The 26,248-nt window shown below is 71.0% G+C and carries 15 protein-coding genes and 1 pseudogene; 6 read left to right on the plus strand and 10 right to left on the minus strand.

The features are described 5' to 3' along the window. Positions 1 to 17 precede the first annotated feature (17 nt). The 3 genes and pseudogenes from FHX80_RS05350 (at position 18) to FHX80_RS05360 (ending at position 3,273) form a co-directional block, all read left to right on the plus strand. Positions 18 to 1,961 carry a hypothetical protein gene (locus FHX80_RS05350; RefSeq protein ID WP_145763140.1) on the plus strand — a complete coding sequence of 648 codons (1,944 nt, stop codon included), beginning with the start codon at positions 18 to 20 and terminating at the stop codon, positions 1,959 to 1,961. 77 nt (positions 1,962 to 2,038) lie between these two features. Continuing rightward, positions 2,039 to 2,482 (plus strand): annotated as a pseudogene (locus FHX80_RS05355) (metal-dependent hydrolase); the annotation flags it as partial. Between the two features lie 68 nt (positions 2,483 to 2,550). Further along, complete coding sequence (locus FHX80_RS05360; protein ID WP_145763141.1) at positions 2,551 to 3,273, plus strand: TetR/AcrR family transcriptional regulator; 723 nt, start codon at positions 2,551 to 2,553, stop codon at positions 3,271 to 3,273. A gap of 4 nt (positions 3,274 to 3,277) precedes the next feature. Here FHX80_RS05360 and FHX80_RS05365 read toward each other — a convergent pair whose 3' ends face one another. From FHX80_RS05365 to FHX80_RS05405, 9 genes are all read right to left on the minus strand, one after another. Beyond that, positions 3,278 to 3,628, minus strand: a complete 351-nt coding sequence (locus FHX80_RS05365; RefSeq protein ID WP_145763142.1) for a 5-carboxymethyl-2-hydroxymuconate Delta-isomerase — start codon at positions 3,626 to 3,628, stop codon at positions 3,278 to 3,280. Between the two features lie 79 nt (positions 3,629 to 3,707). Continuing rightward, the gene (locus FHX80_RS05370) at positions 3,708 to 5,744 is read right to left on the minus strand and encodes an ATP-binding protein (protein WP_145767085.1); all 2,037 of its coding nucleotides are present in this window, start codon (positions 5,742 to 5,744) and stop codon (positions 3,708 to 3,710) included. Positions 5,745 to 5,940: 196 nt separating this feature from the next. Then, on the minus strand, positions 5,941 to 11,268 hold the full coding sequence (gene pulA / locus FHX80_RS05375; RefSeq protein ID WP_145763143.1) for a pullulanase-type alpha-1,6-glucosidase: 5,328 nt from the start codon (positions 11,266 to 11,268) through the stop codon (positions 5,941 to 5,943). A gap of 81 nt (positions 11,269 to 11,349) precedes the next feature. Then, the gene (locus tag FHX80_RS05380; protein ID WP_145763144.1) at positions 11,350 to 13,062 is read right to left on the minus strand and encodes a carbohydrate-binding module family 20 domain-containing protein; all 1,713 of its coding nucleotides are present in this window, start codon (positions 13,060 to 13,062) and stop codon (positions 11,350 to 11,352) included. Positions 13,063 to 13,683: 621 nt separating this feature from the next. Next, on the minus strand, positions 13,684 to 14,757 hold the full coding sequence (locus tag FHX80_RS05385; protein ID WP_145763145.1) for a LacI family DNA-binding transcriptional regulator: 1,074 nt from the start codon (positions 14,755 to 14,757) through the stop codon (positions 13,684 to 13,686). After that, complete coding sequence (locus FHX80_RS05390) at positions 14,742 to 16,469, minus strand: glycoside hydrolase family 13 protein (RefSeq protein WP_145763146.1); 1,728 nt, start codon at positions 16,467 to 16,469, stop codon at positions 14,742 to 14,744. Before FHX80_RS05390 ends, FHX80_RS05385 begins: the two co-directional genes overlap by 16 nt. A 105-nt stretch (positions 16,470 to 16,574) precedes the next feature. Continuing rightward, entirely contained in the window at positions 16,575 to 17,450 is an 876-nt protein-coding gene (locus tag FHX80_RS05395) for a sugar ABC transporter permease (RefSeq protein WP_401595048.1), read from the minus strand. Continuing rightward, complete coding sequence (locus tag FHX80_RS05400; RefSeq protein WP_145763147.1) at positions 17,444 to 18,463, minus strand: carbohydrate ABC transporter permease; 1,020 nt, start codon at positions 18,461 to 18,463, stop codon at positions 17,444 to 17,446. The genes FHX80_RS05395 and FHX80_RS05400 overlap by 7 nt, the downstream gene beginning before the upstream one ends. 21 nt (positions 18,464 to 18,484) lie before the next feature. Beyond that, positions 18,485 to 19,762: an extracellular solute-binding protein gene (locus FHX80_RS05405; protein ID WP_145763148.1), complete on the minus strand. Its 1,278-nt coding sequence runs from the start codon at positions 19,760 to 19,762 to the stop codon at positions 18,485 to 18,487. 381 nt (positions 19,763 to 20,143) lie between these two features. On the opposite strand from FHX80_RS05405, the gene FHX80_RS05410 reads away from it, so the two are divergent. Both FHX80_RS05410 and FHX80_RS05415 read left to right on the plus strand, forming a co-directional pair. Beyond that, positions 20,144 to 21,211 (plus strand): LacI family DNA-binding transcriptional regulator, encoded by a 1,068-nt coding sequence (locus FHX80_RS05410; RefSeq protein WP_145763149.1) that lies wholly within the window; start codon positions 20,144 to 20,146, stop codon positions 21,209 to 21,211. 134 nt (positions 21,212 to 21,345) lie between these two features. Continuing rightward, complete coding sequence (locus FHX80_RS05415) at positions 21,346 to 22,266, plus strand: phosphatase PAP2 family protein (RefSeq protein ID WP_375886205.1); 921 nt, start codon at positions 21,346 to 21,348, stop codon at positions 22,264 to 22,266. A gap of 292 nt (positions 22,267 to 22,558) precedes the next feature. Here FHX80_RS05415 and FHX80_RS05425 read toward each other — a convergent pair whose 3' ends face one another. After that, a complete protein-coding gene (locus FHX80_RS05425; RefSeq protein WP_145763151.1) occupies positions 22,559 to 25,549 on the minus strand; it encodes a bifunctional [glutamine synthetase] adenylyltransferase/[glutamine synthetase]-adenylyl-L-tyrosine phosphorylase in 2,991 nt (996 codons plus the stop codon). 139 nt (positions 25,550 to 25,688) lie between these two features. Between FHX80_RS05425 and FHX80_RS05430 the strand changes: the two genes are divergently transcribed. After that, positions 25,689 to 26,228 carry a pyridoxamine 5'-phosphate oxidase family protein gene (locus FHX80_RS05430; RefSeq protein WP_145763152.1) on the plus strand — a complete coding sequence of 180 codons (540 nt, stop codon included), beginning with the start codon at positions 25,689 to 25,691 and terminating at the stop codon, positions 26,226 to 26,228. Positions 26,229 to 26,248: the final 20 nt, after the last annotated feature.

Below are 26,248 nucleotides of genomic sequence, written 5' to 3' on the forward strand. Positions count from 1 at the left end.
CGCTCGTTCAGCTGAATGTGCGCCCACTGCCAGAGGTACCGCCAGCCGCCGCCCCGGTCGATGCCGAGCAGGCCGAGGTCTCGCTCGTCGAGCACTACCCGCGACTGGTCCGGCTCGGCTATCTCGTCCTGCCGCCCTCACTGGGCCGCTCCCGGCGCGTTCTCGCCGCCCACGCCCTGGCCCAGCGCGCCCTGCAGTCCGCGCGCAGGTCCTGCCCGGCGGACCGCCCGGCCCTCCTGCTGCCGCGCCGCTCCGGCCGTGCGGTGGCGGCCGATCCCGGATACGCGTACGTCCGCCGACAGGTGCTGCGCGGCGCACTGGCGGCGGGGGCGCCGCTGCGACTGCGGGCACGACGCGCCCAGTTGCCGCCCGTCCTGCCGCTGGTCTGGGGGCTCCGGCTGTTCCCGCACTCCGGCGGGGCCGACGAACTCGCCCTGGAGCAGAGGCTGTCGGCGTTGGACGGACCGGCGCGCGCCGCCTTCGTCCTGCGCGGACTGGAGGCGCTCGCGGACCGCGAGGTCCGGCGGGAGCTGGCCGCCGCGGGGGTGCCGGATCCGCATGCGGCCCTGCGGGCGGCGGACGGGGTGTCGGCGCCGTACGCGCTGCTGGCCTCGACCGAGTTCGATCCGTGCTCGCTCCAGGCCCGGCCGCCCGATCTGCCGCGCCGCCGCAGATACGCGCGGGCCGCACTGGCCGCCACCGCCGCGCTCCTGGTGTGCGGGATGCTGCTGGGGCTGCCGGGGGGCGGCTGGGGGCGCGGGGCGCCGGCCGCTCCGCCGTACGCGCGCAATCCGGCCGCTGAGGAGGCCCTGGATCCGGGGGCGTTGCAGAGGGTGTCGGCGTCGTACTGGCGGCGTTCGCCGCGCACCGACTTCGCCGCCTGGCCCACCCGCGGTGACCGCACCGAGGACACCCGGCTGCTGCGGCGGGCGCTGACCGTATGGGCGCGGCCGGGCGGCGGGGTGCGGACATCGGCGACGCCGCGGACGCCCGCGGGGCCGCCGATGGGGGCCCCGCAGCTGCTGTACGCGGGTGAGGTGGGCGCGTCGGCGGTGGCGATGTTCTACGACGGGCTGCGCGTCGTGCGGTACGCGGAGCCCCGTAACGCCGATCCGTCCGGGGGCGCGGCGCTCGACTTCGCCCGGGTCGACGGGGCGGACGTGACGTCGGCGGGGGCCCTGGTCGTGGACCGTACGGGGGGCCGGGTCCGCTATCTGACCGCGCCCTGGGTGCGGAGGGTGTCGGTACGGGATCTGCTCGCGCCGGACCGTGCGCCGCGCGCGCTGCACCGCACCCCGGACGGCGTGACCGACGCCCTGCCCGGTCCGGCGGCACCGGGCCGCTGCCGGTCGTGGGACGCCGTCGAACTGGCCGGCGGCTCGGGGGTCCGGCTGATGGCGGATCTCGGTGAACTCGCCCCGGCCCGGCTGACGTCGGGCCCGCCGTCGAAGCCGCACGATGTGGCGGGGCGGGCGGAGCTCCAGAACTGGGCGCGGACCGCCTGTCTGCTGCCGGAGGTGCGTGCGCACGGTGTGCGGTCGGTCAATTCCTGGATGTACGCGACGCAACCGCTGCCAGAAGGAGGCGGTTCGGCCCAGTGGCTGTGCACCCGGGCGGAGACCTGGCGGGGCGCCGGGAGCCGGGTCCTCGCCCAGTTCCAGGCGCCGTCCGCGCGACCGCCCGGGAGCCGCCCGCCGGGAGCGGTCGCGGCGCGCTCCGAGGACTCGCCCGAGTGCGGGACGCGCACTCCGCGGGTACTGGCGGGTGTGCTGTGGAAGTCGCACGGCGGCCGGTGGTACGTGCTCGCGGCGGGCAGCGAGCAGTTCACCTCGCTGACCACGTCCGGCGGGGTGACGGGGCGCGCCCGGGGGCGGCTGCTCGCGGTGCCGGCCAGGGCGGGCGACCGGGCGCAACTGAACGGGCGTCTCGCGGACGGCAGTCGGGTCGGCGCGCTGCGCTGAGCCCGCCCGGTCGGGACGGGCTCAGGAATTCGCCGCAGGCCCCTGTTCCCCGGCCTACCCCTCAGTACATTGACAACATGTCTCACACGAAGCCAGTGGCGGTCGCGTCGGAGCGGATCGCGCACAAGGCCCGCCGGGTCTCCTTCACCTGGGACAGGACGCCCCTGCACTGGGTGCCGGGTGATCCGTTCACCACGCACACCATCAACGTGCTCCATCTGCTGCTCCCGGCCGGGGAACGCTGGTTCGTCCACGTCTACCGCCGGGTGCTCCCGTACATACACGACGAGCAGCTCCGCGAGGACGTCATCGGGTTCATCGGCCAGGAGGCGATGCACTCCCAGGCCCATGACGACGTGCTCCCGCACCTGAAGGAGCTGGGCCGGGACCCGACCCCGTACACGGCCCAGGTCGACTGGCTCTTCGAGAAGCTGCTCGGCGACCGGACGCTGCCGCCGGGCCGGGCGCGCACGTGGTGGCTGATGGAGCGGGTGGCGACGATAGCGGCGATCGAGCACTGGATCTGCAGGCGGCCGGGAAGGGGTTTGGGAGCCGTGCTCCGCTCGTGCCGGTCGGTACGCTGTTCCTCATGACGACCGGGGTACGGCGCAGGATGGGCGTCGAGGAGCGCAGACAGCAGCTGATCGGTGTCGCGCTGGAGTTGTTCAGTCACCGGTCCCCGGACGAGGTGTCGATCGACGAGATCGCCGCCGCTGCCGGGATCTCACGGCCACTGGTCTACCACTACTTCCCGGGCAAGCAGAGCCTGTACGAGGCGGCGTTGCGGCGGGCGGCCGACGAGCTGGCGACCCGGTTCCTGGAGCCGCGCGAAGGTCCCCTGGGCGCACGGCTGTTGCGGGTGATGGGGCGGTTCTTCGACTTCGTCGACGAGCACGGTCCGGGCTTCGCCGCACTGATGCGGGGCGGCCCGGCCGTGGGGTCGTCGACGACGACCGCGATGATCGACGGGGTGCGGCAGGCGGCCTGCGAGCAGATCCTGAACCACCTGGGGGTCCAGGAGCCGCCGCCCCGGCTGGAGTTGGTCGTACGGTCATGGGTGTCGCTCGCCGAGTCGACGGCCCTGATATGGCTGGACGGCCGGCGTATCCCGCGCGCGGAGCTGGAGATGCAGCTGGTGCACGACTTCGCGGCGCTGACGGCCGTGAGTGCCGCGTACAACGAGGAGATGGCGGGCATCATGCTGCGGGCCCTCGCGCAGGAGCCGGCGGACGGGCCGTTCGGAGACCTGCTGGTGCGGCTGTCCGCGCTGGCGCCCGCCATGGCCGCCGTGCCCCCGCAGCGGCTGCGGTAGGCGATCAGTTCTTGCGGTAGGAGGGGTCCAGGTCGCGGGTCTCGGCCGAGAGGTGGAGGGTCAGCCCGTCGGTCGGCTCGATGTGGCCGGCCAGCAGTTCCACGACGGATTCGGTGAGCCGCGCCTTGATCTCCGGGGTGCGGCCGGCCAGCAGCGCGATCTCGACGTGGACGATCGCGTCGCCGTCGGGGGCGTCCGCCACCGCTGTCTCCTCGACCCGGCGGAAGCGCGTCTTGCAGGCGGCGATCTTCGTGGTGACCGTCTCGGCGATCAGCGGGTGCAGCGCCCCCGCGAAGCCGTGGTGGTCGAAGGTCTCGTCGAGATGGGCGGAGTAGTCGACGGTGATCTGCGGCATGGCGGTCTCCTGGGCGAAACGTGGGTGGTGGCCGCCCCTACTCTTCCTCCGACCTGGGAAGGCGCACAAGCCGGGCCCGCTATGTGAGCCGTTCGCCGTGGAGTGCGAGCGCCAGGCCCGCCTCCGCGCTGTCCGCCCGGCCCCGGTCGAAGGCCCGCTGGTAGGCGGCGTCGCCGACGGCCGCGCGGGCCTGGCGTTCGCAGGCCTCGCGCAGCGGGCCCAGCTCCGGGGTGCCGCGCTGCGGGTGGCCGACCATCCGCCAGTAGACCTGTCCGGTGCCGTACACCCGGGCGGCGTGGGCGCCCTCGCCCTGGGCGGCGACCGCGGCGGCCAGGATGTCCAGGCCGAGTGCGATGCCGAAGCTGTCGCGGAGCCGGTGCTTGCCGGTGAGCATGGACCGGGCGTGCGCGGCGGCCGCCTCGGCGTGCCCCTGGAGCAGGGAGATCAGGGCGAGCTGGTAGTCGACGTAGCTGCGGGTCCAGCACTCGTCGAGGGCCGCGCAGGCAGCGCGCAGGACGACCGCGGCCTCGGCCGCCTCGTCCAGGCGGCCGAGGCCGGTGAGGGCGAAGACGGTGATCAGGTGGCAGCGCAGCCGGTAGGCCGATTCGAGCGGGGTGCAGGCCTCGGTGCTGCGCAGCACCCGGTCCGCCTCGCGCAAGCTCAGCTCCGGCCGGCCGACCATCAGATGGGTGAGGCCGCGCAGATACGCGGCGGCGAGGACACCTTCGCCGGACCCGTCGTCGGCCGCCGCCCGTACGCATTCCTCACCGATCCGTTCGGCGGCCGGGTAGTCGCCCTGGAGCATCACGCAGATGCCGAGCACCCACAGGGCCCGGGTGCGGTGCGGGCCCTGTGCCGGGCCGGCGTCCAGGGCGCGCTGTGCGTAGCCGCGGGTCTGCGGGAGGTGGCCGCAGCAGCACCAGAAGAAGCCGATCCGGCCGGCCATCTCCTGGGCGGCGGCGGTGTCGTGCGCGAGCAGGTGGTCAAGGGCCGCGCACAGGTCGGCGTGCGAGTCGGCGATGCGGTGGTACCAGCTGATCTGGTCGTCGCCGGTCCAGCCCGCGTGGGCGCTGCGGGCCAGTTGCAGGAAGCAGGCGGCGTGCCGGTCGGCCGCGGCGCGTTCCTCGCCCAGTTCGGCCAGCCACATCCGGCCGTACTCACGGATGGTGTCCAGCATGCGGTGGCGTACTCCGTCGCGCACGACGACCGACTTGGCGACCAGGCCGCGCAGTGCCGTGCGGACCCCGTCCCCGGTGAGCGGTCCCCCGGCGCAGACCTCACGGGCGGCGGCCTCGTCGAAGTCGCCGCGCAGCACGGCCAGCCGGGCCCAGAGGAGCCGTTCCAGCGGGGTGCACAGTTCGTGGCTCCAGCCGATGGTGGTGCGCAGGGTGCGGTGGCGCTGCGGCCGGAGCGACGCGTCGGTGAGCAGATCGAGGCGGGAGCCGATGCGCAGGGCGATCTGCTCGACTGTGTGTCGGCCGGTGCCCGCCGCCGCGAGTTCGATGGCGAGCGGGATGCCTTCCAGGCGGCGGCAGATCTCGGCGGCCGCCGCGGCGGTGCCCGGTTCCTCGAACGCGGTGCCCGGTCGGGCCGTGGTGGCCCGTTCGCGGAACAGGGTGAGGGCGTCGGCGGCGCCGTCGACGGGCAGCGGCTCCACCTCGACGAGCCGCTCGCCCCTGATGCCGAGGGGCTGCCTGCTGGTGGCGAGGACCGTGAGCCCGGGTGAGGTGGTGAGGATCTCGCCGAGGAGGTGGGCGCAGGCGGGGCGAAGGTGTTCGCAGGAGTCCAGGACGAGCAGCAGCTGTTTGTCGACGAGCCACTCGCACAGCACGTCCATCGGCATCCGCAGGGTGTGGTCGCTGAGCCCGACGGCGTCGGAGACGGTGGCGAGGAGCAGTCCGTCGTCGTGGAGCGGGGCGAGGGCGGCCCACCAGGTGCCGTCGCGGTATCCGGGTTCCGCATGGCGGGCCGCGCGGACCGCGAGACGGGTCTTGCCGACCCCGCCGGCGCCGGTGAGCGTGGTCAGCCGGCGGGTGGCGAGGGCGCGTTCGATCCTGCCCAGCTCCGCCTTCCGTCCGACAAAGCTCGTGGTCTCCTCGGGGATGTAGCTGGCCATCGTCACCGTCGCTGAACAGGTGGAGCGGCCGGGTCCCGGCCCCCGCGCCCGGTACGGCACCGGCGGGCCGACGGTGCGGCTGCCGGTGCGTACGGGACGGGGGCCGGGACCCGGCCGGGTGGAGTGGAAGGGCACGCCCAGGAGTGTGTTGCTGCGACTCTCCCCGGCGGCTGGCCTCACGGTAGACCTGTTGCGGTCAGCGCAGGGAGAACACCGCCACCGTGCGTCCCGGAACGGTGAAACTTCCCGAACTCCGCTCGTACGTCGCCTTCTTGACGGTAGGATCCGCGCCCGCCGCCTGGACGGGGTGCAGGGCGTAGTTCCTGCCCGCCAGGGCGGCGACCTTCTGAGTGGTGGTGCCCGGGGCGGCGTTGAGGACGACCACCAGCTTTCCGAGCCGCATGGTGATCACCCCGGGGGTCTCGTCCTTGCCGGAGAGCGGGAAGGAGAGCGTGGACTGCACCTGCCCGGCGGTGGAGAGGCCGAAGTCCTTCTCGGTGGCGCGGATGGTGAGCAGGTCCTGGTACGCGGCCGAGGCGCCGTTGATCTGTGCGCAGCCGGGGCTGATCGCGGCATTGGCCAACAGCGGCCTGGCGTAAGGCCACTTGGCCTCGTTGTCGGCGGCGGGCGGCAGTCCGCGGCCGAAGCCGTTGCCCGCGCGGCAGTCCCAGTGCAGGGCGTTGAACCAGTCACCGCTGTCGTAGGAGTTGCGGTCCAGGGACTTGGAGCGCAGCAGGTCGGTGCCGGCCTGGGAGAGCGAGGGGCCCTGCGAGAGGGTGGCCGTCGCCATGGCCAGGACCTGGGCCCTGGCCCGGTCGGCTGCCGGGGTGCCCGCCGGGAGCTTGAAGGCGAGGGCGTCGTACAGGGTCTCGTTGTCGTGGGCGTCGGCGTAGGCGAGGGCGTCACCGGGGGCGGCGGCGTATCCGGCCGGGGCTCCGTTGTAGTCGACGTCCGAGCCCTTGACCGTGTTTCCGGAGGTGTCGGTGAAGGTGTAGCCGGCGAGGTTGCCGGTGAGCCCGACCTTGATCAGGTCCTGGTAGTGGAGCAGCCGGGCCTTCTGCTCGGCCTTCGTGCCGTTTCCGGTGGAGGTGTTGGGGTCGGTGTAGAGGCCGGTGGCGAAGCCCTGCACGCCGGGGTCATCGTCGAACGGGCCGCCGCCGCGCACCGCGTCGCGGGCCCGGTCGGAGAAGGTGGCGATGCCGGTGCCGGCCATGTTCTTCTGGGTGGCCTGGACGAAGCGGGCGTCGTCGGCGATCTCACCGAAGTTCCAGCCCTCCCCATACAGGATGATCTTCTTCCCGTCGACGCCGTCCCTGGCGACGGTCAGGGCGTCCAGGGCCTTGCGGACGGCCAGGATGTTGTCCTTGGGGTGGTGTCCCATCAGGTCGAAGCGGAAGCCGTCGACCTTGTACTCCTTGGCCCAGGTGACGATCGAGTCGACGACGAGCTTGCCCATCATGGTGTTCTCGGGCGCGGTGTTGGCGCAGCAGGTGGAGGTGGCGACGGTGCCGTCCTCCAGCAGCCGCTGGTAGTAGCCGGGCACGATCCGGTCGAGGACGGACTTGTCGTCCTGGCCGGAGGCGACGGTGTGGTTGTAGACGACGTCCATGACGGTCCGCAGACCGGCGCCGTTCAGCCCCTGCACCATCTGCCGGAACTCGACGGTGCGCTTCGTGCCGTCGGGGTCGGAGGCGTACGACCCCTCCGGGACGGTGTAGTGCAGCGGGTCGTAGCCCCAGTTGAACGCGTCCTTCGCGGCGGCCTTCGCCACGCAGGCCTGCTGCTCCGTGGAGTCGGGGGCGTAGACGGACAGGTCGCAGGCCGGCTTCTGCTGGTCCTTCTTCCTTTCCGGGATGGTGCCGATGTCGAAGGCGGGCAGCAGGTGGACGTAGCTGGTGCCGGAGTCGGCGAGCTGCTTGAGGTGCTTCATCCCGTCGGAGCGGGTGTCGGTGAAGGCGAGGTACTCGCCGGGGTGCCTGGACGTGGGGTCCGCGACCGAGAAGTCGCGGATCTGGAGCTCCTGGATCTGGGCGTCGCGCAGCGGCACGGCGGCGGGCTTGCGCAGCCCGTCCCAGCCCTTGGGCGCGAGCCTGCGGTCGTCGAGGTCGACCACGAGGCTGCGGGCGGAGTCGGTGGTGAGCGCGGTGGAGTAGGGGTCGGTGACCTTGTTGGTGACGAGCTTTTGGACGGTGGGCGCCCAGACGCTCACCACGTACCGGTAGGGCTTGTCGTTCCAGTTCTTCTTCCCGGTGACCGACCAGACTCCGGTGCCGTCGTCGCGCCGCATCGGGACGGTCCTGCCGTCGAGTTCGAGCGACACCGTGCGGGCGGTTGGCGCCCAGACGGACAGGGTGGGGATGCCGCCCCGGAAGACCGGGCCGAGCGAGGCGCTGCTCGCCCGCTTCCCGTAGAGGTCGTCGAGCACACCGGCGCTCTGCACCCCGGTGGCGGCGAGCAGGGCGCCGTTGGCGGCGCGCTGGGTGGCGATCAGCTGGCCGCGCAGGGCGTCACGGACCCGGTCCCGGTCGCGGGCGTCCACGGTGAACGCCGGGTAGTCCTTGAGGTGCGGGTACTTGGCCTTCTGCGCGTCGGTCAGTGCGGACGGGTTGAGCCGCAGCCACTGGCCCTCGTCGGAGAGGGCGCCGTCGACGACGGAGATCCCGCCGTCCCTGGCGTGGACGAGTTGCTGGCTGGTGGCCTCGGTGGCCTTCACCTTCCAGACGACGGTGTCGGAGTCGATCCACTGCGCCTCGGCCTTGGTGAGGTCGGGGGCGGGGACGCCGCCGGTCTGCGGGAGCAGGTAGCCGGCCGTGCCGCCGAGCATCCACACCTCATGGCCGTGGCTCGCGATGTCGAGGGACTGGTCGCTGGGCAGGTCCTTCTCGTCGCCGCGGTGCAGGATGTAGCTGAGCGAGGTGGCCCCGTCGGTGAGCGGTACCTCGAAGGTGAGGCCCGAGGCGTCCTTCTTCACCGGCTGGAGCGGCTTGGACCAGTCGGTCGGCTCCTTGGCGCCGGTCCAGGTGTGCAGCCCCCAGCCGGCGTAGTCGCCGTCGGCCCGGTAGTAGTGCAGGACGGCCTTGCCGGTGTCCTGCGGCGGGTAGGCGCCCTCGGGCGCGTCGGCCACCTGGCCGTCCTCTCCCTGCGCGATCCAGACCTGTCCGGTCTTCGCGAGGTCGACGGAGCGCTCCGGCCCGTCGGCGGTTCCGGCCTTCTCCACGGTGTACGGGACCGCGGAGGCGCCTTCCGGCACCTTGATCCAGGCGAAGGCGCCGTAGGCGTCCCGCCCGGTGAACGACGCGGTGGCTTCGCCGGACTTGGCCTGCCATCCGTCGTAGTCGCCGTCCGCGCGCCGGTAGTGGATGACGGCGTAGTCGCGTTCGACGGCGACGGGCTTGGCCGGGGCGGGTGCCTGTCCGGCGGTCGAGGAGGTGAGGGCGCTCGCGGTGCGCCCGGTGCGGTCGACCACAACGGCCTTGTAGCGCAGCGGTGTTCCGGCGGCGGTCGCGTCGCCGATGGTCTGGGTGACCTTGTACGGGGCGTGGTCGGCGGTACCGAGGGTGGTCCACTTGCCGTTACCCTGCTGGGCGGCGAAGACGACCCGGTTCAGGGAGCCGCCGTCCACGTCGGCGGAGATCTCGACGGTGCCGGTGGCTCCGGCGGCCGGTGCCTTCAGGGAGATGGTGGGCCTGGTGGCGGGGGCGCCCAGCGGCTTCTCGGCGCGCAGCACGATGCTGGACAGGGCCGGCACGGTGACGGTGACCTTCTTGTCCGCGCCGCTGCGGACCGTTCCGGAACCGCCGTACAGCGTACGGAAGTCCATCCGGGCGGACTCGGTGGGCAGCTCGACGGTCTTCGCGTCGGCGGCGTTGTTGGTGGCGACGACGTACTCGTTGCCGTGCTCGGGGTCCGTGCGGGAGAAGGCGTGGACGGAGCCCTCGGCGTACCGCTCGGTCTGGACGCCGTCGCGCAGTGCCGGGTTCTTCCGGGTCAGCTCGGAGAGGGCCGCGATGGAAAGGTAGATGGGGTGCTTGGTGTCGTACGCGTCGGAGGCGTGCGTACGGTCGGTGCCCAGCTCGTCGTCGTCGAGGTAGTCGGCGGTCTTCGAGGCGAACATGGTCTGGCGGGCGTCCTTGTCGCCGCCGGCGCCCGTGAAGCCCTGCTCGTCGCCGTAGTAGACGACGGGGTTGCCGCGGCTGAGGAACATCACCTCGTTGGCCAGCCGGGCCCGCTGGACCAGTTCCGCGTCATCGGCCTTCGGGTTGTCCTGCTTGAGGAAGGTGCCGATGCGGCCCATGTCGTGGTTGCCGAGGAAGGTCACCTGCTCGTAGGCGTTGGCCTTGTCGGTGGTGTACCGGTAGTCGTCCGCGAAGACGGCGGCGAGCTTCGAGGCCGGGGCGCCCTGCGAGGCGTACTGGCGGGCCGCTTCCTGGAAGGGGAAGTCGAGCGTCGCGTCCAGCCGGCCCTGGGTGACGTAGGGCGAGGTGATCGCGGTGTCGGCGGAGTAGACCTCGCCGAACATGAAGAAGTCGTCGCGTCCGTGCTTGGCCGCGTATGTGTCGAGCGCGGTCGCCCACTGGGTCCAGAAGTCCAGGTCGACGTGTTTGACGGTGTCGATGCGGAAGCCGTCGATGTCGAAGTCGCGGACCCACTTCTCGTAGATCTTCTCCATGCCGGAGACGACCTCGGGCCGCTCGGTCCACAGGTCGTCGAGCCCGGAGAAGTCGCCGTAGGTGGTGGACTCGCCGGCATAGGTCGAGTCGCCGCGGTTGTGGTACATCGTCGGGTCGTTGAGCCAGGACGGCGTCTTGCCGCCGGTGGTGACCGGCTTGTACGGGAAGGAGTCGGCGTCCACCTTCGCCATGCCCGCGGCGTCGTCGAAGGGGCGGCCGTTCCGGTCGAGGTAGGGGTAGGCGCCCTTGGGCCTGTAGCCGTAGGTCTTCTCGGCGTAGTCGACGGTGTCGGCGGTGTGGTTGGTGATGACGTCGAAGAAGACCTTCATGCCCTTGCCGTGGGCCTTGTCGATCAGCTTCGTGAGGTCGGCGTTGGTGCCGAAGTGCGGGTCGACCTGGGTGAAGTCGGTGATCCAGTAGCCGTGGTAGCCGGCCGAGGCGTCCTTGCCGGTGCCCTGGACGGGCCGGTTCCTGAAGATCGGGGCGAGCCAGATCGCGGTGGTGCCGAGCCCCTTGATGTAGTCGAGCCCGTTGGTCAGCCCCTTGAGGTCACCGCCCTGGTAGAACCCCTTGTCGGTGGGGTCGAAGCCGGTCTCCAGCCGGGAGCCGGTCAGCCCGCCCCGGTCGTTGCCGGTGTCGCCGTTGGCGAACCGGTCGGGCATCACGAAGTAGAACTGCTCACGGGTCAGATCGTGGCGGGCGGGCTGTGCGGCCAGCTTGGCGTCCGACGGCGCGGCGGGCGGCCTGGCCGCGGCGGCGGGCAGCGCGGGCACGAGGGCCGCGCACAGGGCGGCCGCGACGACGACGGCGGGCGCCGCTCTTCGCGCGGGCACGCGCGGGGAGGGACGTATCACTCGGGTTCTCCTCGAAGGGGTACGGGTGCGGGGCCGGACGGGCCTGTTCGGCCCGTCCGGCGAGTGGGGCAGGTGACGGCTTCAGCCTCGCCAGACGTCGCCGGTCAGTGCGGCCTTGCCGGAGGACGGCACGGTGGCCGTGCGGTTGGCGCCGCTCTCCCAGGTGACGTTGCCGCTCGCGTCCTTGCGGATGTACTTGTACTCGAACGACGTACCGGCGGGCAGGCTCACATCGAGCTTCCAGACCGGGTACGTCGCCGGGTCGAGCTTCAGCGCGGCGGCGGGGTTCCAGTTGCCGAGGGCGGACTGGTTGCCGGTGACGTAGATGTTCTGGCCGAGCTGGGTGGTGGCGTTGACGCCGAAGGTGGCGCCGGAGGTGCCCGTACCGGGGTCGGTCGGGCCGGAGCCACCACCGGAGCAGGTGCGGGCGCCCGTCTGGAGGGCGAGGGCGGTGTTGGCGCCGAGCGTGGCGGTGAACTGGCCCGAGCCGTTGACGGTGACGCCCTTGCCTGACTGGATGTCGCAGTAGTCACCGGCGGGCAGCGAGGTCTGGAACGTACGGGTCAGCGAGGAGCCCTCGTGGTTGATCGCGACGTACGCCTTGGAGCCGCGGCCGAAGGCGATCTGGTCGCCGCCGTTGTCCCACCAGTTGGTGACGGCCTCGCCGCGGGCGGTGTTGCGGAAGCCGACCATGGACGCGATCTCGCGCCAGGCGTGCTGGCACTTCCAGCCGTCGCTGTAGCAGGCGTTGACCGTGCCGCCGTTGGGCGGACCGGCGTCCTTGTCGGACCACTCGTAGCCGGAGTGGACGTCGGGCGAGCCGTAGGGCCAGGCCAGCATGAACACGCTGGCGAGCGTGTAGTTGGCGCCGTCCTTGTAGCTGAGGGTGTCACCGCCGCGCTCGGTGTCGTGGTTGTCGACGAAGACCGCGGCCTTCGAGGAGGACATGAAGCCCCAGCCCTCGCCGAAGTTCTTCAGGTTGGCGAGGTTCTCGTTGTTGAAGACCTGCTTGAGGCTGCGGGCGTAGCGGAATTCCTGGACGTCGCCGGTGCCGAGGTACTCGTTGGGCGAGACGGCCTCGCCGGCTCCGTAGATGACCTCCTGCTTCCAGTAGGCGCCGGGGTTGGTCAGCCGGGACTTGATGTTGGCGAGGTCGTCGGCGGGGATGTGCTTGGCCCCGTCGACGCGGAAGCCGTCGACGCCGAGCGAGAGCAGGTCGTTGAGGTATCCGGCGATCTTGCCGCGTACGTAGTCCTCACCGGTGTCCAGGTCGGCGAGGCCGACGAGTTCGCAGTGCTGGACGTTGTACCGGTCCTGGTAGTTGCTGATCGGTACGGTGCAGTCGTCCATGTCCGGCGCGGAGTACAGACCGGGGTAGTTGTACTTCGTGTACGAGGAGCCGCCGGTGCCGGTGCCCGAGCCCGCCGACATGTGGTTGATGACGGAGTCGGCGACGACCTTGACGCCGGCGCTGTGGCAGGTCCTGACCATGTTGGCGAACGAGGTGCGGTCGCCGAGCCGTCCGGCGATCTTGTAGCTGACCGGCTGGTACGAGGTCCACCACTGCCCGCCCTGGATGTGCTCCTGGGGCGGCGAGACCTGTACGTAGCCGTATCCGGCCGGGCCGAGGGAGTCCGTGCACGCCTTGGCGACGGAGTCGAACTTCCACTCGAAGAGAACCGCGGTGACGTCCTTGGTGCCCGGTGTGGCGGCCTGGGCGCCCGTGGCGGGGGCCACGAGGGCGGCGGCGCCCGCTATCAGTGCGAGCGCTGCGGACAGGGGCCTGCGTGCCATGTCTTTCCTCCTGCTGTGGGGGAAACGCGGGTGACGGTGCAGCCTCATACGGCAACGCGCCCTGCCCTCAAGGCTCCTGAAGGTTCTTGCTGCAAGAATGCAAACCTTGCTGCGGGGAGACCGTACGAGCCCACCAGGTTCCGGTCAACCCTTTGGGCATGACCTGCTCACATCCTGCTCACACCCACGAAATACGGCAGCTTCCTGCCTGCAAGGTCTTACGCAAGACATTGCAGGCCTGTTACGTTTCTCCCGACTCCGGTCCGGTCGGCCGAGGGTCCCGTTACCCCGGGCCCCACGCGCCCGGCCGGCCGGGCCGGTCACGGACAAGAGAGGCACCCGGAGTCACCCACTCCCCGCCGGCCCATTCAGGGCCGACTCCCGGTGCCTCTCCTGTACGCCGCGGCCACCTCCGGACCGCCTCCGGGCCACCCCAGGACCGCCCTCAGTCCGCATCCGGACCACGCCCTGAAGCACCCGAACGCACGACGAGGCCCCGGGATCCGCTCCGGACCCAGGACCTCGCTGCGCGGGCCTCCGCGTGACCCAGGTGGGCCGCAGCTCCGAGAAGCCCGAGAAGGCATCCTGAGCCCGACGCGAAAGGCCCGCCCGGCGCCGGTATCAGGCTCCCCGCACTCCCGCCGATGCCACCGCCGCCGTCGACCCCCGTACCACCAGCTCCGGCTGGAACACGTACTCCGTGCGCTGGACGGGGCTTCCGCCGATCTCCTCCAGCAGGGCGCCCACCGCGGCTGCCGCCATCGCCTGTACGGGCTGGCGGACCGTGGTCAGCGGGGGGTCGGTGAACGCGATGAGCTGGGAGTCGTCGAAGCCGACCACGGACACGTCGCGCGGCACCGAAAGGCCGCGGTCCCGGGCGGCCCGCACCGCGCCCAGCGCCATCAGGTCGCTGCCGCAGACGATGCCCGTGCATCCGCGGTCCAGCAGCGCTCCGGCCGCCACCTGGCCGCCCTCGACGCTGAACAGCGTTGAGCACACCAGGAGTTCGGCCTCGGCGCGGTCCAGCCCGAGCAGCGACACCGCGGCGTCCACGAAGCCGTCCCGCTTGCGGCGGGACGGCACGTAGCGTTGCGGGCCGATCGCCAGGCCGACCTTGCGGTGGCCCAGTTCGGCGAGGTGGCCCACGGCCATCCGTACGGCGGCGGTGTCGTCGGGTGAGACGAACGGGGCGCTGATCCGCTCGTTGTAGCCGTTGATCAGGACGAACGGCACACCGCGGTCGGTGAGCGCGGCGTAGCGCGCCGGGTCGGCCGAGGTGTCGGCGTGCAGCCCGGAGAGGAACACGATGCCGCCGACGCCGCGTTCGACGAGTTGCTCGACGAGTTCGTCCTCGGTGGCCCCGCCGGGCAGTTGGGTGCAGAGCACCGGCGTGTAGCCGTGGCCCGCCAGGACCTGTTCCACGGACTGCGCGAACGCCGGGAAGATCGGGTTGGTGAGTTCGGGTGTCACCAGTCCGATCAGTCCGGCGCTGCGCTGCCGCAGCCGTACCGGGCGCTCGTAGCCCAGGATGTCGAGCGCCGCGAGCACCCGCTGACGCGTGGTGTCCGCGACGCCCGGCTTGCCGTTGAGCACCCGGCTGACGGTCGCCTCGCTGACCGCGGCCTGCCCGGCGATGTCGGAGAGCCTCAGCGCGCTGCCGGTTCTGGGCGGGGGGACGGTCACACCGTCCACCACACCGTGGTGTCGGCCGGCAGTTCGATCTCCGCGCCGTCGGTGCTGACCGGGGCGCTGGACAGCAGGACGGTGCCGGGTACGGGGATGCGGACGGCGGCGTCCGTCGTGTTGACGGTGCAGACGAAGCCGGGACGGGCGAGGACCAGCAGCCCCTCGGGGGCGTCCAGCCACTCCACCGCGGTGCCCGCGCCGAGTCCGGGGTGCACCCGGCGGGTGGCGATCGCGGCCCGGTACAGCTCCAGGGTGGAGTCGGCCGCGCCGGTCTGGGCCTCGACGCTGAGCTCGGCCCAGCCGGCGGGCTGCGGCAGCCAGCTGCCGCCCTCGCCGAAGCCGTACGAACTGCCCTCGCGGGTCCACGGGATCGGCACCCGGCAGCCGTCGCGGAAGCCGTCCTGGCCCTCGGCCCGGAAGAACGACGGGTCCTGGCGGGCCTCGTCGGGCAGGTCGGTGACGTCGGGCAGGCCGAGCTCCTCGCCCTGGTAGACGTAGGCGGAGCCGGGCAGCGCCAGCATCAGCAGCGTGGCCGCACGGGCCCGCCGCAGGCCAAGCTCGCGGTCGCCCGCGGTACGGATCTGGGTGCCGAGGCCGGGCGGGTTGGCGAACCGGGTGGCGTGCCGGGTGACGTCGTGGTTGGAGAGCACCCAGGTGGTGGGGGCGCCGACCGGGCGCATCGCGTCCAGCGAGGTGTCGATGACGCCGCGCAGCGCCTCGGCGTCCCAGGAGGTCGCCAGGTACTGGAAGTTGAAGGCCTGGTGCATCTCGTCGGGGCGCACGTAGTTCGCGGTGCGCTCGACGGTCGGGGTCCAGGCCTCGGCCACCAAAATACGCCCGCCCGTCGCCCCCTGCCGCCCTTCCGACGAAGGCCCTTCGGGCCCCTTGTTCTCGGGGTACTCCTCCAGGATGGTGCGCCAGCTGCGGTAGATCTCGTGCACACCGTCCTGGTCGAAGAACGGCATGACATCGTTTCCGAGCAGCTTCAGCTGGTCGTGGGTGCCCAGGTCGGGCAGGCCCTCGGCCTTGACGAGGCCGTGCGCGACGTCGACCCGGAAGCCGTCGACGCCCATGTCGAGCCAGAAGCGCAGGATCGAGCGGAACTCGTCGGCCACGGCCGGGTGTTCCCAGTTGAAGTCGGGCTGCTCGGGCGCGAAGAGGTGGAGGTACCAGTCGCCGGGTGTGCCGTCCGGGTCGGTGGACCGGGTCCAGGCCGGTCCGCCGAAGATGGACTCCCAGTCGTTGGGCGGGAGTTCGCCGTCGGCACCCTTTCCGGGGCGGAAGTGGTAGCGGTCGCGCAGGGCGGAGCCGGGGCCCTCGGCGAGCGCGCGCTTGAACCACTCGTGCTGGTCGGAGGAGTGGTTGGGCACCAGGTCGACGATGATCCGCAGGCCCAGGTCGTGGGCGTCGCGGATCAGCGCGTCGGCGTCCAGCAGGGTGCCGAACATCGGGTCGATGGCCCGGTAGTCGGCGACGTCGTAGCCCGCGTCGGCCTGCGGTGAGGCGTAGAAGGGGCTGAGCCACACCGCGTCGACGCCGAGGTCCTTGAGGTACGGGAGCCGGGCGGTGACGCCTGCGAGATCGCCCATGCCGTCGCCGTTGCCGTCGGCGAAACTGCGCGGATAGACCTGGTAGATCACCGCGTCCTGCCACCAGCCGGTGCGGTGGCCCGGGCCGTCGGTGGACGTGCCGGTGGAGGGGGCAGCGAGGTGCTGGGTCATGTCGTCCCTGGGGTGTCTGGGTGGGGAGTGGCGCCGGAACCGGGTCGGGATGCCGGCGCCACCGTGACTGGTGCGTGCGGGTCGTACGGTCGCGCCGTGTGGCCGTCAGCCCTTGACGGCTCCGGCGGACATGCCGGTGACGAGGTGCTTCTGCGCGAACAGGAAGACCAGGGCCGCGGGTATCGCGATGAGCACGGACGCGGCGGTCATCGGACCCCACTGGGCCCCGTACCGGTTGACGAACAGCTGGAGTCCGCCCGCGAGCGTGAGGTTGTCCTCGCCGACCATGAAGGCGGAGGCGTACGCCACTTCGCCCCATGCGGTGATGAAGGAGTAGAACGCGGTGACGGCGAGACCGGGCTTGGCCAGCGGCAGGATGAGCCGCCAGAACGTGCCGAACGGGGTGAGCCCGTCGACCTGCCCCGACTCGTCGATCTCACGCGGGATGGTGTCGAAGAAGCCCTTCATCATCCAGGCGCAGAACGGCACCGAGATGGTGAGGTAGGTGATGACCAGACCGGCCGGCTGATTGAGCAGCCCCATGCTCGCCATGATGTTGTAGATCGGCACGATGAGGACGGCGACCGGGAACATCTGGGTGATCAGCAGCGTCCACATCAGGCCGCGCTTGCCGGGGAACCGGAAGCGGCTGACGGCGTAGCCGGTGGAGGCGGAGATGATGACGCCGATGAGTGTGGTGAGCCCCGCGACGATCAGGGAGTTGCCGAACCAGGTCAGGAACTTCGTGTTCTGGATCAGGTTTGTGTAGTTCTTGAACGTCGTCTCTTTGAAGAAGTCCGTGGTGGTCGCCAATTCGGCCGGCTTCAGCGAGGTGAGCAGCACCCAGAGCACGGGGAAGACAGCGATCACGGACGCGACGACGAGCGTCAGGTGCAGTGCGGTGGAGGCCAGCGGCGAACGCTCGCCGCGCATCCTGACCTTGGGCGCGGAGTGCCGCGTGGTGGGGATGGTGGTCACCAGTCGTCTCCCTGGGTGCGCAGGACTCGCCGGTAGATGGCGGCGAAGATCAGCAGGAGTACGAGGATCAGCACGCCCCAGGTGGAGGACTGCGCGAAGTCGCGCGGACTGATCTCGAAGGAGAACTTGTACGCCTGCGTCACCAGGATCTGGGTGGCGTCGCCGGGCCCGCCGCCTGTGAGCAGGAAGATCACCGGGAACATGTTGAAGGTCCAGATGGTGGAGAGCAGGATCACGGTCGTGGAGACCGGCCGCAGTCCGGGCAGCGTGATGTGGCGGAAGCGCTGCCAGGCGGTGGCGCCGTCCATCTCGGCGGCCTCGTAGTGCTCGCTGGGGATGGACTGGAGCCCGCCGAGGAGGGCGACCATCATGAACGGCACTCCGAGCCACACGTTGACGGCGATGACCGAGAGCTTCGCCCAGGTGGGGTCGTTCAGCCAGGGGATGCCGTCGATCCCGGCGCCGGAGAGGATCTTGTTGAGCAGCCCGCGGTCCTCGTTGTAGAGGAAACGCCAGGCGAAGACGGAGACGAAGCCGGGGATGGCCCAGGGCAGGATGAGCGCCATCCGGTACGCGGAACGCCCGGCGATCCGGCGGTTGAGGATGTTGGCGAGGGCCATCCCGAGACTGAAGGTGATGGCCACACAGGAGACCGTCCACACCAGGGTCCAGCCGAGCGTGCCGAGGAACTGATCGCCGGTGAGGGCGTCGGCGTAGTTGTCCAGACCCACGAACTTGTACGTCGCGGGGATGTGGTTGACGCCGATGGACCGTGCGACGTTGCGCTCGTTGGCGTCGGTCAGTGACAGGTAGATGCCGCGGACCAGCGGGTACCCGATGATGACGCCGATCACGATGACGACCGGGGCGACCATGGTCCAGGCGTACCAGTGGGTCGACAGAGCCCGCCGGAGCCTGCTCGGGGGCTGGGGGTTACCAGTACCGCGGCTCCGGCCGCGGGCGACGATGTCGTCGCCCGCGGCCTTCGCCACCGACTGGCTGGTGTGGACAGCCATCAGTCGGCCTGCCTTCCTGAGTTACTTCCAGCCCTTGAGGAGCTTGCGGTAGGAGTCGCCGGTCGTCTTGGCAGCCTTCTCCGGCGTGGTCTGTCCGGTGAGGACCTTGGTGTACTCGGTGACGAGCGGCGCGAACAGGCTGCCGGTCTCCGGGATCCAGGGGCGCTCGACGGCGCTCTCGACGACCGGCTTGAAGAAGCCGACGATCTCGTTGTCGACGACGCTCTCCTGCGCGTAGGCCGAGGTGCGGGTCGGCAGGAGGTTGAGCTCCTTGGTGACCTGGGCCTGGGTCTTGACGGAGGTCATGTAGTCGACGAACGCGTAGGAGGCGTCGAGGTTCTTGGAACCGGCGTAGACGGCCAGGTTGTGACCGCCCTGCGGGGCACCCTGCGCGACGGAGCCGGCCGGGACCGGGGCGACGCCCAGGTTGGTCTTGTCCTTGAACTCCTTGCCGGCGTAGGTGTCGGCGACGGCCCACGGGCCGTTGATCATCATCGCGACCTTGCCGTCCTTGAAGGACGACTGCATGTTCTCCCAGCCGTCCGTCGCGTCGGTCTTGGCGGCGCCCGAGTCGACGAGGTCCTTGACGACCTTCATCGCCTTGACGCCGGCCGGGTTGTCGATGGTGACGGACTGGCTGGAGGCGTCGACCATGTCGCCGCCCTCGCCGTACAGGAAGGACAGGAACCAGTACGCGTCGTCGCCGCGCAGGTAGAAGCCGGGGTTGCCGGTCTTGTCCTTGATCTTCTTGGAGACGGTCTTCAGCTCGGCGACGGTCTTGGGGACCTCGACGCCGGCGGCCTTGAAGATCTTCTTGTTGTAGAAGATGCCCATGGAGTCGATGACCTGCGGCACCGCGTACGTCTTGTCCTTGTACTTGGTGGACGCGGCGGCCTGCTTCAGGAAGTCGTCCGCCTTCTGGAGGGCGGGGGTGCCGTCCAGCGGGGCGAGGTAGCCGAGGTCGGCGAACTCGGGCGTCCACGCGACCTCGGAGCGGATCACGTCGGGGGCGCCGGAGCCGGACTGCGCAGCGTTCTTGAACTTGTTCTGCGCCTCGCCGAAGGGAACGTTGACGTACTTGACGTCGACCTTCGGGTGCTTCTTCTCGAAGCCTTCGGCGATCTTCTTGAAGACCTTGTCCTCGCTGCCCGCGGTGGAGGTGTCCCACCACGTCACGGTGCCCGAGAGCTCGCCCGAGCTCTTGCTGGCGTCGTTGGACTTGTCGTCATCGCTGCCGCAGGCGGTCGCCGCGAGCGCCAGGGCCGCAACCAGGGCGGTGGCCGTTATGCCACGTCGCATCTGAACTCCTTCAACTTCCGTACCGCTCCGTCGCGGCGCCGGGTCGACGTGAACGTAACAAGGATGAAAGAAGGCCGAAAGAGTTTGCGGAATATTTCTGCAAGCTTCGGCGATCGTTACATTCGCGTGTCCTCACGGTTGCCGTCAAGCCCCTTGACGCGAGCCCCCAACCCCTGACAAGAGCAGGCCACCGCCCGTGATTCCGCAGTGCGACGATCTGATCGCAGCCCGCAGAGCGGTCCCGCAAGGTCTTGCAAGATATTGCCGCAGCACTCCACAGGCGGGACCACAGGCGGCGCCGCCGACCGGCCCTGCGCCCGCCACCGTCCGATTCCCGCCCATGGTGGGCAATCCGACCCGCTCCCGGTACAGTCCAGTCCCATGACCGCACGGCTTGCCGATATCGCAACTCAGGCGGGGGTCAGCGAAGCGACGGTCAGCCGTGTACTGAACGGCAAGCCCGGTGTCGCTGCGGCCACCCGCGAATCAGTCCTTGCGGCACTCGACGTCCTCGGCTACGAACGGCCGGTACGGCTGCGCAGGCGCAGCGCGGGCCTGGTCGGCCTGATCACGCCCGAGCTGGAGAACCCCATCTTCCCGGCGCTCGCCCAGGTCATCGGCCAGGCGCTGACCCGGCAGGGCTACACCCCGGTACTGGCGACCCAGACCCCCGGCGGCTCCACCGAGGACGAGCTGACCGAAATGCTGGTCGACCGCGGCGTCTCGGGAATCATCTTCGTCTCCGGACTGCACGCCGACACCTCGGCCGATATGCAGCGCTACGAGCAACTGCGCGCCCAGGGTGTCCCCTTCGTACTGGTTAACGGTTTCTCGCCCAAGGTGCAGGCGCCGTTCATCTCACCGGACGACCGGGCGGCGATGCGGCTGGCGGTGACGCATCTGGTGTCGCTGGGCCACACCCGGATCGGACTGGCGGTCGGCCCGAAGCGGTTCGTCCCGGTGGTCCGCAAGATCGAGGGCTTCCACGCCACGATGCAGGAGCAGTTGAACCTCACCCCGGACGAGGTGGAGGAGCTGATCCAGCACTCTCTGTACACGCTGGAGGGCGGCCAGGCGGCCGCCTCGGCGCTGATGGAGCGGGGCTGCACGGCGGTGGTGTGCGCGAGCGACATGATGGCGCTCGGTGCCATCCGTGCTGCTCGCAGGCTCTCCAGGGACGTGCCGCGCGATCTGTCGGTGGTCGGTTACGACGACTCTCCACTCATAGCGTTCACCGATCCGCCGCTGACCACGATCCGGCAGCCTGTGACGGCGATGGGTCAGGCCGCGGTGCGCACGCTCCTCGAGGAGATCGGCGGCACTCCCGCCCCGCACAGCGAGTTCGTGTTCATGCCCGAGCTGGTCGTGCGCGGCTCGACAGCCGCGGGTCCCGGACCGGGCGCTCCCCTCGGCGCCCCGCCCGCCCAAGGATCCCACGCGCACCGGTAGCCCGCAGGTCGTGAGGTCCCTCGCCCGCAGGACCCGCAACCCGCTCCCGGCCGGAGGGTCATCGGGCGGAGGGGGCGAATCTGGCAGACTCTGTGCCTATGGGTGAATTGAGCGCTAAACCGCAGGAAGGCCACATGGAGGCCAGCCCGTCACCCATCGTGAACGAGGCGGCTCCCGAGGCGGACACGGGACGACACGGCGACGTGAACCGGATGGGTCGACTGCTCGACCACGGCCTGGCGGGACTGCGCTCCCCGCGGTCCCCTCGAAGGCCACGCCTCTGGTTCGAAATCGCGCTGATCGCGGTCAGTTACTGGCTGTACTCACTGGTGCGCAACGCCGTCCCCGAGCAGAAGGCGGCGGCCCTGGCCAACGCCGACTGGATCTGGTCGGTCGAACGGTTCCTGGGCATTGCCGTGGAGCAGTCGATCAACCACGCGGTGAACTCCGCGACATGGCTGATCGTGTCGATGAACTACTACTACGCGACACTGCACTTCATCGTGACCATCGGCGTGCTCGTGTGGCTGTTCCGCCGCCACCCCGGCCGCTACGCGGCGGCCCGTCTGGCCCTGTTCGCGACCACGGCGACCGCACTGGCCGGCTACTACTTCTTCCCGCTGGCGCCGCCCCGGCTGATGAACGGGGGTAAGTTCATCGACACGGTCATGGTCCACCACACCTGGGGTTCGATGGCTTCGGGCAACTTCAAGAACATGTCGAACCAGTACGCGGCGATGCCGTCGATGCACATCGGCTGGTCGCTCTGGTGCGGCCTGACCGTCTTCGCCCTGGCCTCCACCTCCTGGGTACGGGTCCTGGGTCTGCTCTACCCGACGGCCACCCTGCTCGTGATCGTGTCGACCGCGAACCACTTCTGGCTGGACGCGGTGGGCGGCATGACCTGTCTGGCCTTCGGCTACGCGGTGTCGTACGCCTGGTACGGAGCACTGCCGCACCATCTGCCGAGACGGATCCCCCCGAAGGCGACCATCAGCCCACGGCTGTCGGCACTCGCGGTCCACCGGGCGAAGGCGGCGGCGGGCCGGAACTAACAGGGGCTGCTACCGAACCGGCTCGGGCAGATCAGGCCCCTCCGGCACCTGACGAACCGGGGTGGGCAAGACAAGCCCCTCCGGTACCTGGCCAACCAAGCCGGCCAGATCGAGCCCCGCACCTGACGAACCGGGTGGGCGAAACACGCCCCTCCCGCACCTGACGAACCGGGCCGGGCAGATCAAGCCCCTCCGGCGATTGAGGAGCGGGGTCCGGGGCGGAGCCCCGAAACCCAGGCACACCCGCAACCGCGCCCCGCACCCCGCGCCCCGCACCGCACCCCGCACCACCTCACGCCCCGTAGAACCGCTCGTCCACAACCGCCCTCGCCCGCCGCGTGGTCCGCCGGTAGTCGTCCAGCATGTCCCCGACATGCCCGGGCTCGTACCCCAGATACCGCCCCACCGCCGTCAGCTCCCGCGGCACGGACGGAAACGTGTCGCCCGGCCTCCCCCGCACCAGCATCACCGCGTTGCGGACCCGGGTCGCCAGCACCCACGCCTCGTCCAGCGTCTGGGCGTCCTCGTGGGAGATGAGCTCCGCCGCGGCCGCCGCGGCCAGCGCCTCACGGGTCCGGGTGGTCCGCAGCCCCGGCTCCGCCCAGCCGTGCTGCATCTGCATCAGCTGGACCGTCCACTCGACGTCGCTCAGCCCGCCCCGGCCCAGCTTGGTGTGGAGGGTCGGGTCCGCCCCGCGCGGCAGCCGCTCGGACTCCATCCGGGCCTTCAGCCGCCGGATCTCACGGACCGCGTCCTCCCCCAGCCCCTCCGCCGGGTACCGCAGCGGATCGATCAGCTCGATGAAGTCGCGGCCCAGATCCGCGTCGCCGGCCATCGGCTGGGCCCGCAGCAGCGCCTGGCTCTCCCAGACCAGCGACCACCGCCGGTAGTACGCCTCGTACGACTTCAGCGTGCGTACCAGCGGCCCGCTCTTGCCCTCGGGACGCAGATCGGCGTCGATGATCAGCGGCGGGTCCGCGGTGGGCAGCTGGAGCAGCCTGCGCATCTCGGCGACCACCCGGTTCGCGGCCCGGCTCGCCTCGTGATCGTCGACGCCCTCGCGCGGGGCGTGGACGAACAGGACGTCCGCGTCGGAGCCGTAGCCGAGCTCCTGTCCGCCGAAGCGGCCCATGCCGATCACGGCGAACCGTGTCGGGAGCATGTCGCCCCACTCCGCGCGCACGGCGGCGCGCAGTGCCCCGGCGATCGTGACGGCGTTCAGATCGGTGACCGCGCTGCCGACCCGGTCGACGAGCGCGCCCGGATCCGCTTCGGCGGGGCTCTCCTCCCTGCCGTAGGAGCCGATGAGGTCCGCGGACGTCGTCCGGAACAGTTCGCGCCGCCGTACCCCGCGCACCACCGCCACCGCCGATTCGGCGCCGTCCGCCCGCCCCACCGCGGCCAGTACCTCCTGCTCCAGGTTTTCCCGGCTGCGCGGCTTCAGCCCCTGCGGGTCGCCGAGGATCGTCACCGCCTCGGGGGCGCGCAGCAGCAGATCGGGGGCGAGCCGGCCGGCCGACAGCACCCGGGCGAGGTTCTCCGCCGCCGCGCCCTCGTCCCGCAGCAGCCGCAGGTACCACGGGGTCTTGCCGAGCGCGTCGGACACCTTGCGGAATCCGAGCAGTCCGGCGTCCGGGTCGGCGGAGTCCGCGAACCAGCCGAGCAGCACCGGCAGCAGCGTGCGCTGGATGGCGGCCTTGCGCGAGACGCCGGACGACAGCGCCTCCAGATGCCGGAGCGCGGCGGCCGGGTCCTCGTAGCCGAGGGCTTCGAGCCGGTGCGCGGCGGCCTTGGTGCTGAGCCGGGACTCACCGGGTGCGAGTTGGGCGACGGCGTCGAGCAGCGGCCGGTAGAACAGCTTCTCGTGCAGCCGCCGCACCACGGCGGCGTGCCGCTTCCAGGCCTGGTTGAGCTCGGCGATGGGATCCGTGCGCAGGCCGAGGGAGCGGCCCAGCCGCCGCAGATCCGTCTGGTCCTCGGGGACCAGATGGGTGCGGCGCAGCCGGTAGAGCTGAATGCGGTGCTCCAGGGCGCGCAGGAAGCGGTAGGCGTCGTCCAGCTGTGCGGCGTCCACCCGTCCCACGTAACCGCCCCGGGCGAGCGCGCTGAGGGCGTCCAGGGTCGAGCCGCTGCGCAGGGTGGTGTCGTTGCGGCCGTGCACCAGCTGGAGCAGCTGTACGGCGAACTCGACGTCCCGCAGTCCGCCGGGGCCGAGCTTGATCTCGCGGTCGACCCGGTCGACGGGGATCGTGTCGATGACGCGGCGGCGCATCTTCTGCACATCGAGGACGAAGTTCTCCCGGTCGGCGGCCTGCCAGACGAGCGGCGAGACGGCGTCGATGTACGCGGCGCCCAGTGCGGGGTCGCCTGCCACCGGCCGGGCCTTGAGGAGCGCCTGGAACTCCCAGGTCTTGGCCCAGCGCTGGTAGTAGGCGAGGTGCGAGGACAGGGTGCGCACCAGGGGCCCGTTGCGGCCTTCCGGGCGGAGGTTGGCGTCGACGGGCCAGATGGTGCCCTCGACGGTCGTGTCGGCGCAGATCCGCATCATGTGCGCGGCCAGCCGGGTGGCGGCCGGGATGGCGACGCTCTCGTCGGCGCCGTCGGCGGGTTCCGCCACGAAGATGACGTCGACGTCGGAGACGTAGTTCAGTTCGTGGCCGCCGCACTTGCCCATCGCGATGACCGCGAGCCGGCACTGCGCGTCGTCGGCGGGCGTGGCCACACGGGCGATGGCGAGCGCGGCCCGCAGGGTGGCCGTGGCCAGGTCGGCCAGTTCGGCGGCGGTCTCGGCGACATCCGTGGTGCCGCACACGTCCCGTGCCGCTATCGACAGCAGGCACCGGCGGTAGGCGACGCGCAGCGCGTCCGGATCGTCGGCCCCGGCCAGCTCGTGCTCGAACTCGGCCACCCCGGGGTGCAGATCGGTCGCCTCGTACGTGACGAGGGCCTGCCAGTCCCGCGGGTGGCGTGCCAGGTGGTCACCGAGCGCCTCGGACGCCCCGAGCACCCCGAGCAGCCGGTCCCGGAGGGGCTTGGCGGTGACGAGTGTGTCCAGCAGCATCTGCCGCTCGTCCGGCTCCTCCGCCTCCACGAGCCGTACGACGCCCCGCAGCGCCAGATCGGGGTCGGCGGTGGCCCCGAGCGCTTCGAGGAGGACGGGGTCGGAGCGTACGGAGGACAGGTCCGGCAGGTCGAGCAGCCGCTCGGCGGCGGACGGGTCGGTGAATCCGTGCCGAAGCAGTCGGGTGAAGGTACTGCTTCTGCGCCCCGGCAACGTCGTCATTCCGTGCTCTCTCCTGCTCGCCGCCCGATCACCTTCCAGCTGTACGAGCCTAGTCCCGCACCGATGAATACGGAGCGCGTGCGCGGTCTGCACTTCACAGGCGCGATCTCTTTCAGGACCCGACCGAGAGGCCCAGACCATGTCCGAAGCCAAGGCCGGCACCGAACCGGACACCGGCCCGACCGCCGAACTGGACGCCCGCTACAGCAGCTCGGACGCCGAGGTCCGCCCCTGGGCCGATGCGGCGAAAATCCTGACCGAGGCGGAGCTGTACTGGCTGACGACGGTCCGCCCGGACGGCCGTCCGCACGTCACCCCGCTGATCGGGGTCTGGTGGCAGGGGGCGCTGCACTTCTCCACCGGCGCCGACGAACGCAAGGCCCGCAATCTGGCAGCCAACACCGAGGTGGTCCTCACGACCGGCACCAACACCTGGGCGGAGGGCTTCGACGTGGTGGTGGAGGGCCGGGCGGAGCGGGTGACGGACGCGAGCCTGCTGACCGGCCTCGCCGAGGCCTGGGAGGCGAAGTACGGAGAATTCTGGCACTTCGACGTCCAGGACGGCATGTTCGTGGGTGCTCAGGGCAACCGGGCCCAGGTCTTCGCGGTGTCCCCGCGTACGGTCTTCGGCTTCGGCAAGGGCGACCCGTTCAGCCAGACCCGCTGGCGCATCGCCTGAGCCGCCCTGCCCGCCCCCTG

It is taken from the genome of Streptomyces brevispora, from assembly GCF_007829885.1.
Lineage (GTDB): Bacteria > Actinomycetota > Actinomycetes > Streptomycetales > Streptomycetaceae > Streptomyces > Streptomyces brevispora.